The 13,319-nt window shown below is 45.5% G+C and carries 13 protein-coding genes; 4 read left to right on the top strand and 9 right to left on the bottom strand.

Features of this window, described 5'->3' with window-relative positions; genetic code table 11:
• Positions 1 to 217: 217 nt before the first annotated feature.
• Both ACZ5LF_RS02690 and ACZ5LF_RS02685 read left to right on the top strand, forming a co-directional pair.
• Positions 218 to 1,108, top strand: a complete 891-nt coding sequence (locus ACZ5LF_RS02690; RefSeq protein WP_380569692.1) for a fructose bisphosphate aldolase — start codon at positions 218 to 220, stop codon at positions 1,106 to 1,108.
• A gap of 243 nt (positions 1,109 to 1,351) precedes the next feature.
• Positions 1,352 to 1,552, top strand: coding sequence for a cold-shock protein (locus ACZ5LF_RS02685; RefSeq protein ID WP_145288934.1), 201 nt, complete (start codon positions 1,352 to 1,354; stop codon positions 1,550 to 1,552).
• A gap of 148 nt (positions 1,553 to 1,700) precedes the next feature.
• Here ACZ5LF_RS02685 and ACZ5LF_RS02680 read toward each other — a convergent pair whose 3' ends face one another.
• Positions 1,701 to 3,698, bottom strand: coding sequence for a penicillin-binding transpeptidase domain-containing protein (locus ACZ5LF_RS02680; RefSeq protein ID WP_380569691.1), 1,998 nt, complete (start codon positions 3,696 to 3,698; stop codon positions 1,701 to 1,703).
• A gap of 103 nt (positions 3,699 to 3,801) precedes the next feature.
• Between ACZ5LF_RS02680 and ACZ5LF_RS02675 the strand changes: the two genes are divergently transcribed.
• Both ACZ5LF_RS02675 and ACZ5LF_RS02670 read left to right on the top strand, forming a co-directional pair.
• Positions 3,802 to 4,569, top strand: a complete 768-nt coding sequence (locus ACZ5LF_RS02675) for an NRDE family protein (RefSeq protein WP_380569690.1) — start codon at positions 3,802 to 3,804, stop codon at positions 4,567 to 4,569.
• Positions 4,570 to 4,743: 174 nt separating this feature from the next.
• Positions 4,744 to 4,983, top strand: coding sequence for an indolepyruvate ferredoxin oxidoreductase subunit alpha (locus tag ACZ5LF_RS02670; RefSeq protein WP_344704028.1), 240 nt, complete (start codon positions 4,744 to 4,746; stop codon positions 4,981 to 4,983).
• A gap of 97 nt (positions 4,984 to 5,080) precedes the next feature.
• Here ACZ5LF_RS02670 and glpT read toward each other — a convergent pair whose 3' ends face one another.
• From glpT to ACZ5LF_RS02630, 8 genes are all read right to left on the bottom strand, one after another.
• A complete protein-coding gene (glpT, locus tag ACZ5LF_RS02665; RefSeq protein WP_380569689.1) occupies positions 5,081 to 6,442 on the bottom strand; it encodes a glycerol-3-phosphate transporter in 1,362 nt (453 codons plus the stop codon).
• A 249-nt stretch (positions 6,443 to 6,691) separates the two neighbouring features.
• Entirely contained in the window at positions 6,692 to 6,979 is a 288-nt protein-coding gene (locus ACZ5LF_RS02660; RefSeq protein WP_380569688.1) for a hypothetical protein, read from the bottom strand.
• Between the two features lie 142 nt (positions 6,980 to 7,121).
• Positions 7,122 to 7,778, bottom strand: a complete 657-nt coding sequence (locus ACZ5LF_RS02655) for a DUF4396 domain-containing protein (protein WP_380569687.1) — start codon at positions 7,776 to 7,778, stop codon at positions 7,122 to 7,124.
• Between the two features lie 63 nt (positions 7,779 to 7,841).
• Positions 7,842 to 8,423, bottom strand: a complete 582-nt coding sequence (locus tag ACZ5LF_RS02650; RefSeq protein WP_380569686.1) for a cytochrome c oxidase subunit 3 — start codon at positions 8,421 to 8,423, stop codon at positions 7,842 to 7,844.
• A complete protein-coding gene (locus ACZ5LF_RS02645) occupies positions 8,423 to 10,339 on the bottom strand; it encodes a cytochrome c oxidase subunit I (RefSeq protein WP_380569685.1) in 1,917 nt (638 codons plus the stop codon). Before ACZ5LF_RS02645 ends, ACZ5LF_RS02650 begins: the two co-directional genes overlap by 1 nt.
• Positions 10,340 to 10,355: 16 nt before the next feature.
• Positions 10,356 to 11,063: a cytochrome c oxidase subunit II gene (gene coxB / locus ACZ5LF_RS02640; RefSeq protein WP_380569684.1), complete on the bottom strand. Its 708-nt coding sequence runs from the start codon at positions 11,061 to 11,063 to the stop codon at positions 10,356 to 10,358.
• Positions 11,064 to 11,167: 104 nt separating this feature from the next.
• Entirely contained in the window at positions 11,168 to 12,526 is a 1,359-nt protein-coding gene (locus tag ACZ5LF_RS02635; protein ID WP_380709944.1) for an ISL3 family transposase, read from the bottom strand.
• A 132-nt stretch (positions 12,527 to 12,658) separates the two neighbouring features.
• Complete coding sequence (locus tag ACZ5LF_RS02630; protein ID WP_380570551.1) at positions 12,659 to 13,243, bottom strand: TetR/AcrR family transcriptional regulator; 585 nt, start codon at positions 13,241 to 13,243, stop codon at positions 12,659 to 12,661.
• Between the last annotated feature and the right edge of the window lie 76 nt (positions 13,244 to 13,319).

Below are 13,319 nucleotides of genomic sequence, written 5' to 3'. Positions count from 1 at the left end.
CAGTATGCTCCCGTAAAGTCATTTCTCATATACAGTAAACACCCTACTCCATCGTTTCCACTTTTGCACGCCCAAAAATCCTCCGCCCAAAGGGAACGATAATGTTTGACTAGATACCATTTATGATACAGAATTATGATGTATAGTGAAATACGTTATACACTTCCCGTTTTTGGGAATAGTATAAAGAACACGAAAAATAAAAGGAGTGGAATTCATGAATCAACAGCAGCTCGAAAAAGTAAGAGATGGAAAAGGCTTCATCGCAGCACTCGACCAGAGTGGCGGCAGTACACCAAAAGCACTGCTCGCATATGGCGTGCAGGAGGATGCTTATTCCAATAAAGCTGAAATGTTCGACCTTGTACATGAAATGCGTACGCGCATCATCACTTCCCCTTCCTTCAATTCTGATCAGATTCTGGGGGCCATCCTGTTCGAGCAGACTATGGACCGGGAAATTGAAGGCAAGTATACAGCTGATTATCTTGCAGAGAAAGGCATCGTCCCATTCCTCAAAGTGGACAAGGGATTGGCTGACGAAAAAGATGGTGTCCAGCTCATGAAGCCAATGCCAGAACTCGACGACTTGCTGAAGCGTGCCAACGAACGCAACATCTTCGGCACGAAGATGCGCTCAAATATACTTGAGCCGAATGCACAAGGCATCAAAGAAGTCGTCGAACAGCAGTTTGAAGTCGCCCATAAGATTCTCAATGCCGGTCTGATGCCGATCATCGAACCGGAAGTGAACGTCTACAGCGACAATAAGGAACAATCCGAAGAGATATTGAGGAAAGAAATTGAAAAGCACCTTGATCAGCTCCAAGATGGTCAGGAAGTGATGCTCAAACTTTCCATCCCTACAAAGGCCAACGCATACAAGCCACTCATCGACCACGACAAGGTGGTTCGGGTCGTAGCGTTGTCAGGTGGCTATTCAAGGGATGAAGCCAATGAAAAGCTCCGTGAAAACGATGGCTTGATTGCAAGTTTCTCCCGCGCTTTGGCAGCAGACCTCAATGTCAACCAATCTGACGAAGAATTCGATAAAAAGCTGAAGGATGCTGTAGATACAATCTATGATGCTTCAGTAAATAAAAAGTAAGGTTCCAGGCCCTCCTGATCGGGAGGGCCAAATCTTTTTTTAAATAAGTAACCCTTCACTATAGACAATATCGTTTTTATGATGTATAGTTACCTTAATAAGTCTTATAAGTACAACTCAGTATCTAATTCACATGTTACAAATAGTAATCGTGATTTTAGCCGGTACTCTTTGTAATGTGTGAATTTTTTTATGTTTTCGCACTTAAGATATTATTAAATTTTTTATTTGGAGGTCATTTATATGACACAAGGTACAGTTAAATGGTTCAATGCAGACAAAGGTTTCGGTTTCATCGAAGTTGAAGGCGGAGACGACGTATTCGCTCACTTCTCCAACATCGAAGGCGAAGGCTACAAAACACTTGACGAAGGTCAAGCAGTAGAATTCAGCATTGAAGAAGGTCAGCGTGGACCACAAGCTGTTAACATCGTTAAACTTTAATAATATTTTAAGTAATATTTTAGTAGTTTAGGTTCGTTAATGGAAACCCCATCTCAAATGAGATGGGGTTTTTTTTATGCCTTTGATGAAAACAAGCCTTCTTTAAGCCCGGATTTGGGATTAAAGAAGGCTCTATAGTACACTTTATCTACTGTCCTCTCAATTCATCATATATTTCAGCGAATTTCTTCGCGGTATATTCACTCATGCCCCTATCTTCCACTTCTTCTACATATAAACTGAGCATCCTATCCTTCTCATTCTGATCGTAACCGATGAACCAGCCAGTCTCCTCTCCTCTTGCATCCTGAGAAGCCTTATTTTCACTCGTGCCAGTCTTACCGGCAAATTGGGCATAATCACGTTCTGCATCATCAGGGTGGTTCAACGTGACCACATCACGCATCGCCGATTCCAGATAGTCGAGGTCCTCCTGTGGCGCAATATCTTCAGCAAGCGTCTCCGTCTCGGAGTCTGCCAGAACATGCGGTATGTGAATATCTCCTCCGTTAATCACTCCTGCATAGATGGTTGCAATCTGGATTGGAGAAATCAACAGTTCCCCCTGCCCGTAGCTTGTATCTGCAAGAAGAATATCACTATCGATCGTACCATCATTGGAGACCTGACTTGTATAGATTGGATAATCTGTATCATATTCGTGGCCGATGCCGAGATCTTTCATGCCTTCAATGAAGCGATCGGAGCCGATTTCAAGTGCAGTCCGTGCCATATAGATGTTGTCGGAGTACGTCAGAGCCTTCTTCAGATCGAAGGATTCGTTCATCACATGATAGCGGTTCACTTCATAACCGCCCCATGAAGCATCTTTCTGCCAACCCTTCCCATTGATTTCCATGCTGTCGTCTGGATTGAACCCCTCTGTGTTCATGGCAATCAGTGCAGTGAGCAGCTTTTGGGTCGATCCAGGGGAGGCTGCCCGGTTGAACTTATTGAGCAGCGGCTGGTCTTCATCCGTCTCGAGCTTCTCATAATCTGAAGCGGATATCCCGAACATGAAATCATATGGGCTCGGAGCCGGGTAGCTTACTGCAGATAAAATATCACCATTCTCAGGGTCCACTGCAACACTCGCACCGGAATCTGAAGATAGTTTACTATATACTGTCGACTGCAAGGTTTCATCTATGGTGAGTGTGATATCTTCTCCATCTTTCGCCTTTTCGTCGAATAATGTCTCAACTGTATTGCCTGCATCATCGACTATCGAAATGGTGTAGCCCCTTTTTGGCTTGAGCTGTTCTTCGTAAAGCTGCTCGAGCCCCCTCTTGCCGATCATGTCGCCCGTTCTATACCCTTCATTCTCTTCAACATCTTCCGCTGTTACAGGCCCCACATACCCGATGAGATGGAATGCCGCTTCATCCAACGCATATTCCCTCGAGGGATACTCCTGGACGGATAACCCATAGGAATCGAATGCTTCTTTTTCTTCTTTATTGAAGCGGTGTGCATCTTTAAGCGGAACAAATTGGCCTTCTTCTATCCATCCCTGCTCCGTGACGTCCGTCAATGCTGTCTCGTCCATGTCGAGGACATCCGACGCTTCCATTATCTTCTCTTCGTCCGTCTCACCGGCAACATAGCCGACCGTCTCCTTTATGCCATTTGATGCAAGGGGCGTGCCGGAACTGGCCAATATTTCACCGCGTTCTCCAGCTGTGAACGCCATTGCCACTTCACCATCATCAAGCCCTGGAATGATCATGTTTGGAGACCAGTCTATAAACCAATCATTCTCATCTTCATTGTAGGCTAACGGGATATCAAACCCGCGTTCCAAGTTTCCATATGTACTTTCAATTACGAGCGTCCCCACATGTGACTTGACGCCCTCCTTTTCAGTATCCTTAGCTTCAAGCGCCTTCAATTTCACATTTTCGACTTTCAGGGATTCATAGATATCAGCTGTTCTGCCGCTGACTTCCTTTTTCCCATAATTGTCTTTGGCTTCTTTCGTCAGAAGCGGATAAATCGCCTCATAATCACCGTTCTCAAACGCTTCCGTGAAACGCTCCACAGTCTCCTCTTCAGACTTTTGGAAAAATCCGGAAGCGATGAGCAGATAAGCCCCTGCCGCCATGACAAGCAGGATCACTGGCACCAGCCACACTGATTTCTTCATGCAAACTCTCCTTATTTCCATTTCCTTCATTATATCAATCGTCATATGCACCGCAACAGCATGTTATGATAAATGTATAGCATCAAGTCAAAGGAGTGATTACATGTGTCTGATACTATTCCAAAAGAATCAACATCCCGGATATAAGCTTGTAGTCGGCGCAAACCGGGACGAAGCATACGACCGTCCGACTGCACCTGCTCATTTCTGGGAAGACCACCCTGATATTCTGGCCGGACGCGATCTCTCAAAAGGCGGCACATGGCTCGGCATTACAAAGTCAGGGCGCATAGCTGCCGTCACCAATATCAGGTCTAAGGAAGAACAGGGGCAAGGAGAGAAAAAATCGAGGGGAGACCTCATCCGCAACTTCCTCGCTCAGGACACTTCCCCACAATCATATTTGGAAGCACTGGAACACGAGAAACATGCTTATGCCGGGTTTAATCTTCTCGTTGGAAACCCAGACGAATTGTTCTACCTTAATAATGATGGGAGTTCCATTCTGCAGGTGGCGGATGGTGTACATGGGCTTAGCAACCATCATCTTGATACACCCTGGCCAAAAGTCGTGAATGGCAGAAAAGGCTTGAAGTCTCATCTGGACTCGGCACATCAAGCTGATCCGGAAGTTATCTTCGGACTGCTTGCGAACGAAGATAAAGCAATGGATAATCTACCCGATACCGGTTTTCCCGAGGAATTGGAGCGTAGCCTTTCGCCTGCCTTCATAGATATAGATGGTTATGGGACACGTTCATCAACGGTACTCCTCATTGATCATGACAACAGGGTGACCTTCATTGAGCGCACCTTTAAAAACAAAAAACAGATTGATGAATCCCGCTTACAATTTGATATCAGACAATAGTCGGATAATTGGACTCTTAATTGACCTCCCCTATTTTTTACCGTATTATTGAAATATAGATTGGACAGCCAACATGATCACAGTTAGACATTGATTTTTATATCTTGAATCTTGTTCCATATTTTTTTACGCTATGCAGCGCGCGAATCTTATATAGAGTAAGGAGGGATACCAATGGCCTATGTCATCCTTCAACCATGTATGGAAGAGAAATCCGGAGAGTGTGTAGATGTCTGTCCAGTCGATTGCATCGAGGAAGGTGAGGATCAGTTCTATATTGATCCGGATATCTGCATCGACTGCGGAGCATGTGTAGCAGTCTGCCCGGTCGACGCGATCGTAGAGGAATACGAAATGACTCCTGAAGAGGAACCATTCCTTGAAAAAGCAGAGAAATTCTTTGCAAGCAAATAATGACACAATGTTTTGGAATGCTCCAAAACCAAAAAGATTCCTTTGAAGAAACTTCAAAGGAATCTTTTTTTATAGCGAAATTTTTTATATAGACACTTTAACCTTTCACTACTTCTTGGCCACGGACATTCCAAGTGACCGCAAACAGTAGGATTGCAAGTATACAAGAGCCCGTCAGCAGGAGGAATCCTGCATCCCAACCGAAACCTTGTACGACAAATCCCATAATTGCGTTAGCTGATACCGCACCACCTATGTAACCGAAGAATCCGGTCAAACCTGCTGCTGTTCCAGCAGCCTTCTTAGGTACAAAATCCAAGGCTTGCAAGCCGATCAGCATCACTGGTCCATATATCAGGAAGCCTATTGCTATAAGGGCAAAGTTATCAATCAACGGATTTCCTGCTGGATTGAACCAATATACCAGTACGGCGACAAGCACCCCAACCATGAAGACCACACCTGCTGGCCCACGCCGGCCCTTAAAGACTTTATCTGAAATGTACCCACACAGCAATGTGCCTGGGATACCAGCCCATTCATAAAGGAAATAGGCAATACCGGATTCATTCATGCTGAAGCCTTTCTCTTCACTCAAGTAAGTCGGTGCCCAATCAAGGACGCCGTAACGGACAAAGTAGACAAAGATATTGGCAATCGCAATCGCCCATACCCATTTGTTGTTCAAAACATATTTAAATAGAATTTCTTTCGTGGTCAGTTCTGTCTCAAATGTCTTCTTTGATTTGTTGGGGTAGTCATCCCGATGTTCTTCAATCGGTGGCAATCCTACAGATTGCGGAGTATCCCGAATCAAAGCAAACGCAGCAACCGCTATGACAATTGCCACAAGAGCAGGCAAGATGAAGACGCCTTCGTATCCTGCGTAGGTCGCACCAAAATAAGTGGAGACAATGGTCACCCCACCGATTGCAAGTGGCGCCATCAACCCACCACCTACGTTATGTGCAACATTCCAGATAGCTGTCTTGCCGCCCCTTTCACTTACGCTAAACCAATGAACGAGCACCCGACCGGAGGGTGGCCATCCCATCCCCTGGACCCAGCCATTCAAGAATAACAGAATGAACATGATGGTAACTGTTGATGTGAAAAATGGTACGAATCCCATCAATAAGTTTATAATCGCTGATAATATTAATCCTGTAGCCAAGAACACTCGGGCGTTACTCCGATCCGATATGGTGGCCATCACAAACTTACTTATTCCATAAGCGATGGAAATTGCGGAAAGTGCAAGCCCGAGCTCTCCTTTTGTAAATCCTTCTTCTGTCAGATATGGGATAGCGAGTGAGAAGTTTTTACGTATTAGGTAATAAGCTGCGTATCCTATGAATATTCCCATAAACACTTGAAATCTCAGCTTCTTGTAATCAGAATTCACCTGATCTTCAGGGAGCCTTTCCTTAGCTTTAGGCGGTTTGAAGAAATTCCTCATATTTACTCCTCTTTTCTAAATATGATTAAAAAATACAATCAAAGCATTAAAAAAGCACACTAAAGTCCATATTCGTCTTCTAAAAGATGAATAATGGTATAGCGTGGTCTCTAATTCCACTTCTTTTAACTTGTGAAGCAATATTAATCCAAATCTTAAATTATGTCAACGATTTCATAACTATTTACATGTTTTTTTCATGTTACTTTAATATTAAAAAGTCATAACGAAAGTGTTGTCGCGCAACTCTTATTTCTCAGCTTGCAGAATTGTCCTCTGTAATATGCCGGGGCCCATGGAGATATTACGTTCCACTAAAGTATAGCGCCGGCCATCCACCATAAATGTGGCATCTCCCTGATAAGTGGCTTCCCTCCCCTCTTTTTCAAGTTCCGAAAGTATAGCTTTCACATACGCTTCCTGATTGGTATAACGATCTTCAAAGTCAAATACAATATTATCCTTTTTATAGCCCATCAGTTTATTGAAACCAAAAAGTCCGAGCGCGAAAACTGCCAAAACCATTATAATCTGCATAAAATTCCATCCTTTACCGATTTCTAAAAACTATTATATCAAAGAAATGCCCTAATTTAACGGTTATAATCTAAATATTCAGCAATTAGGTAAATTTGAAATGGCAGACATAAAAAGGCCTGCAGATCGGCAGGCCTAAACTTTACATCGCTTCCTTGATTCCTCTTTTGACCAGCCACCAGTTGACCGGATAACTCGTCAGGAATCCTAGAATCATGGCAATCTGCATCATGAACCAATACGTCCCTTCATTGGGTGCCGGCGGGGTTGAAAAAATAACCAGGTTGACGAGCACCATCCAGCCGAACATGCCGACTTCAAAGGCGATCAACGATAATGTGTCTGCTTTTATGGCAGAGACGAAGGCATTCTTCACTCCGGCCTTCTTGTTCATCGGGTAGATGGCATAAAACTGGAAAAGTATACCGAAAATATAAGCCAGGATGAACTGGGCGGTAAAGTGGGCATATAATGTCGATCCAGCTATCGTCAATGCCCCCAATGCGACGATGGGCACGCCCAAAGCGTCCCCGAGTGTACATCCTGCCGAACAATGGCTGGTGGATACGAATACTTTTGCGCCATTGCCTCTTTTATCCTCGAGCTCCAGGTTTTTGGCGTTTATGCGTCCCCATCTGAAATATGTCCACAGGGCTATTGGGCCGAAGAACCACCCGTTGATTGGCCAGACGATATTCATGATCGTCATGTGCTGAGGGTGTCTGAAGACATCCACTATGATGATTATTGAAGAGATTGCGCCGATGCTGAGGGCAATCCATGAAATGATGCTGAGCATTTAAACCACCTCATTCATATGCTGAAAAATAATTTATATCAGTTTATTCGCATCTCCAAGCAGTCATACAAGGTACCTTAAGTAAACAATCAGGATGATGAAAATCCATACCAGATCGACAAAGTGCCAGTAATAGGAAAATATCTTGAACTTTTCGTAATAGAGTGTTTTCGGGAACTGAGGGAGAAACCTTTGTATAAACAGGACCCCCATCCAGAAACAACCGAACAGCACATGTGCGGCATGCAGTCCGACCAGTACATAATATGAGCTCAAGAAGGAACTCGTTGATGTCGTGTACCCTTCAGAAACGAAATGGCTGAACTCTGATATTTCAAATACCATAAAGATGACCGCGAATAGGAACGTGACACTCAACCAGATCAGCATACTCTTCTTTTTATCTGAAGATAACGCCTTCTCAGAAAAATAGAGCGTGCCACTGCTTGAGAGTAGGAATATGGATGACAGGGTCACTGTCAGCGCATCGAATATCTCAGATGGATGGGGGCCCTCGGAAGAAGGCGTGAAAATGAAGTACGTCACAAAAAGTGTCAGGAACATCAACGCTTCAACACCTAAGTATATGAAGAAGCCAATCTGCTTATCGCGGAATAGTTCCGCTTCATTAACATTCATCTCCATCAGGAAGCCTCCCCCTTTCCATAGTGATCCTTTTTCTCATCTGTAAATGAACGGACAATGAAGAGCGCGAATAACCCTGCTGCAAAAATCGCTGTGGCGATGAACCATTGGTAGATCATACAGAAAGTGAGTCCGGCTAATGAAAGTGCCATCAGCACAGGTAGGATGGAATCCTTGGCAATGGGTGCACTTCTGTGATCTGTCGTGGTCTTCATCTCACGCCCTTCCTCTTTCGCTATCCATAACGGGTCCATTCCTTCGACGACAGGCATCGGATCGAATGTCTCTTCCGGCGAAGGGGATGGGACGGTCCATTCCAACGTTCTGCCGTTCCAGGGGTCGTCTGACACCGGTTCATTTTTACGATGTGTCTTGAAAATATTCCAGAAGAAGAATAATATGCCAGCCCCCATCAAGAAGGCACCTACTGTGCTCATGAAGTTGGTTACGGTCAGGCCATCCCCCGGATCATACGTGAACACCCGCCTTGGCATGCCGTTTAGACCCGTAATATGCATCGGGAAAAATGTTAGATGATATCCGATCAAAAAGAGCCAGAAATGCCACTTGCCTAAGGTTTCATCCAGTCTCAACCCCATTATCTTTGGATAGTAATAGTAGATTCCGGCAAATATCCCAAGTATCGTCGATGCGAGGATAACGTAGTGGAAATGCGCCACGACGAACTGCGAATCGTGGAACTGGAAATCTGCAGCGGAGACCGACAGCATGACGCCTGTAACCCCACCCATCACAAACGATGGGATGAAGCCTAGGGAGAAAAGCATCGGCACAGTGAATCTGATGAGACCCCCCTGCAATGTAAACAGCCAGTTGAATATCTTGATGCCGGTCGGTACGGCAATCGTCATCGTCGTAATCGCGAAGAAAGTGTTAAGTAACGGCCCGAGCCCCACCGTTAACATATGATGGGCCCAGACAGTGAAAGACAGGAAGCCGATCAGGACAATCGAGAATACCATGGAGGAATACCCGAATATCCTTTTTCCTGCGAATGTAGGGATGATATCCGAAAATATTCCGAACGCCGGCAAGGCAAGGATGTATACTTCGGGGTGACCGAAAATCCAGAACAGATGCTGCCAATAGACGGGATCGCCATCTGGGCCAGAAAAGAATTTCGTGCCGAACATACGATCAAACATCAGTAGATAAAGCGCGATTGCCAACACGGTGAATGCCAGCAAAATCATGATGGCGGTCACAAATGTCGCCCAGGTAAAGAGTGGCATCCTGAACCATTTCATGCCCGGTGCCCGGTGTCTGATGATTGTCACTATCAAGTTCAGCGCAGTGAATATTGTACCGAGACCTGACACTTGGACCCCGAATACATAATAGTCACTATTGACGTCAGGTGTGAATATGGAAGTGGAGAGTGGCGCATAACCCGTCCAACCGATTCCTGGTGCACTGTTCAGGAAGAATGAGAAGTTGAATATCATGGCACCTGCAAAGAACAGCCAAAAGCCTACAGCATTCAGAAAAGGAAAGGCGAGATCACGTGCCCCGATCTGAAGCGGTACAACGACGTTCATCAATCCGAGCAGCATCGGCATAGCTGCAAAGAATATCATCATTGTACCGTGGGTGGTGAACAGCTGGTCATATTTTTCGAACTGGAACAACCAGAACTCATTATTCGGCACAGCAAGCTGCAGCCTTATCAAAAGTGCATCCAGTCCGGCACGTGCAAAGAACAGAAATCCGAATAATATGTAGAGTGTACCGATTTTACGGTGGTTGGTCGTCCGGAGGTAGCTCCATATGAGGGGGAATTTATTGGTTTTGACTACATAGAATGTTATAAGACCACCTAATATCACAGCGGATATCCAGGCTGCAATGACATCGGATGGTGCAGATATAGAAAATCCGAATATAGATATCTCCATGATTCAAACGCCTCCTCTACTTAAGATCATTTATATACGCTCTATAATCTTCTTTACTTATCACTTTGACGGAAAAAGTCATATTCGTATGTTGAACGCCGCAAAACTCGGCGCATTTCCCTTCGTATTCCCCACGCTCAACGTCCCGTATGATGTAAGTCAGTTCTTTATTCGGGAAAACATCTACTTTTCCAGCCAATTCCGGTATCCAGAATGAATGGATGAGGTCCTCGGAATGGAGATTGAACTCGATATCTTCATCTTCAGGCAGGACAAGCTCGTCTTTCACCTCGGCGCCATTTTCATGCTTGAATTCCCACTCGAACTGCCTTCCAGTCACTTCAATTTTAGTGGTTCCATCTTCCGGCGTCTGGGAGGCTGAAGTATCCGGTGATTGCTCCAGTGTAATCCTTACAGTCGGTACCGCAAGAATGATCAGCAGAATGACGGGGATGATCGTGTAGGTCAATTCAAGCTTGCGGTTGCCGTCCACATCCACTGGCTTATAGTCTTTCCGCGCTTTGGAATAACGATATTTATAGACAAAATATGCAAAAAGGACGAACACCACAACCAGTACCAGGGTCATGATGGCCAAACTGAGCCAGATCAAGTAGGCCTGGTCCTTCCCAGTGGAACTCTTCGGATCCAAAACATTTATCCCGCTGCAGCCGCTCAACATCAGAGTAAAGCCCGATAAAATAAGTAAACCAAGCTTCTTCATGGCCGGACTCCTTTCCAACATGGTTTTATACTTACTATCCCACTCGCTTTCGCCCTTCAAACATAATTTATGCTTTTTTCATGTTTTAAACTTTTTGATTCCATTCATGACCCAGCGTCATCTGCTTGTCCAAAATAGTTGATGCTGTTATACATATAAAAATCCGGATGGTGGAAGCTCTGTCCAAGCGTCCCGTCATCCGGATGAAAAATCATATTAATAGGTTCTCCCCAGTGAAGTGTGTTGATTTCTTCCTCTAACGTAGGATCTCTTTTTATTTCTAAGCTGGGGGACGACACTCCATACGGATCCGGAGATCGAAATGATACATATTCGGGCCTGCGTCGTTTCAGCGTTTTGATCAGGTTATTGGTACCTTCCAGTCGTGCGTTTGTCAGTCCGTAGGTGAAGTGGTTCAGAATCTCCTGTTTCCACTTCAAGACGGTTTTGACTATAGACTTTGTGGCGTTCGCTCCTTCAAAAAGGTAGTGGCTGCACCAGTCTTCAAGGGCTTTTTGCGCTTTCTTGTAGCTTTTGGCACAATATATGTCCCGGAACTTCTGAAGCGCAACCCACTGCTTTTTCAACTCAGGATTTTCTCCGAGCCAAGTGCGTAACGTCTCTTTTTCTTCTAACTTCAGGTGTTTGGGATGGGCCATCAAAAGCCTGCGCTGATGCCTGATGTTCTTGTGGCTGGTCCCGTTGTTTCCTTCCAGCTTCCTCGCACGATCCAGAGCCTGCGTGAACAACTGGATGACGTGGAACTTGTCGACAACGATGGCTGTCTCCGGCCATATCTCGTGGACGGTCTGCGCCATGCCGGGAGCCAGGTCCGTAACGATGACTTCAGGTGCCTGGAACGGATACCGGCGCAGCCCTTCCTGGATACGCTCCCGGCTCTTTCCCGGGTGCGTCTGCCACACGTGGCCCGTGTGTGCATCCTGAAGAGCGACACTGTAGGTGTGGCCCCGTTTATGGGCGAATTCATCCATGCAGAGCGCTGGCGGTGCTTCGTAATCAGCCGGCCGTGCCAATGTTTCTTCGGCATAGGTGTAAAACCAGGAAGCCACGGTCGATGGTGGCACGGCCATCTCTCTGGCTACCGCCTCGAAGGACTGACCGATGCATTTTCTCGCAATCATCTGTTTGAAATGCGTCGTCACGTTCCCACGCACGGGAACCTCCGGCCATTCGACCGTCCAGGTGATGCCACAGTCTTCACAACGCTGGCGGTGGACCGGGACACGAATATAGATGGTTTCCCGGGTAGAAACCCAGGCGTGACGCAGGAAGCGATTCTTGTTTCTGGCATGATTGATACTTTCCTGGAAGCATAACGGACAGAGATGGTTCTGTGGCTTCGGCTCGACGCCGAGAACCCAGCCATCTTTCACACGTTCTCCTTCATTATTCAATATAAAGGTTGGTAGGTGCAGGATATCTGTAGTAAACTGTTTATACAAGCAGAACTTCCTCTCTATCAATGTTTTGGGTTGGTACTTTAAACATTAGAGGAAGATTCTGCTTTTTTCAATGTCAAGCACACATGATTAGGGAGAGCCTATTAATATAGTACATTCTGTGCCGATATGTTTCTATGGCCTGGAAGCACCGGAATTCGATTTAAAATCCAGCCCATGCATCAAATAAGGAAGAGATGATTTGATGTATGTCTCAGGTGACATATCCCGACCGCTTCTCCTCCACTCGGCAGAAGCCCCATACATACTCCAGCTCAGCATGACCGCAGTCAATTTCAATCCCGCCTCGTCCGACGCGCCATTTTGCTTAGCCAGCATCTTGAAGAAGATGACTTCAAGCTGCTCACGTATGATGCGGGCGATGGTCTCTTCGTAACCTCTATGGCACCTGTTGGCTAAAGATTGCTGAAAGTCCGTGATTGCTGTAAATATGCGGATAAGTGTATCTTCATCGAGCGCCTCTCCTTCATAGTTTATATAGTCCAGATTCACAAGCAGCACTTCCGACAGCATCTTTTCCAGCAAATCATATATATCCTCAAAGTGATAGTAGAATGTCGCTCGGTTGATCATGGCTCCGGTGGCAATATCCTTTACAGTAATATCCTTAAAATCTTTCCGCTCTGAAAGCGTCATGAAAGCATCCATAATGAATTTGCGGGTGCGCTGAATGCGAAGATCCACTTTTGGTTGCGGCAAATCGATATCCTCCTATCGTCCAACATTATCGCCAGTGTGTTGGATAACCGACATAATTGTTCATATACTGGTTTCA

Source organism: Salinicoccus siamensis, from assembly GCF_055391965.1.
Note: the sequence above shows the minus strand (reverse complement) of the source record. Positions and strands in the feature narration are given on the sequence as shown.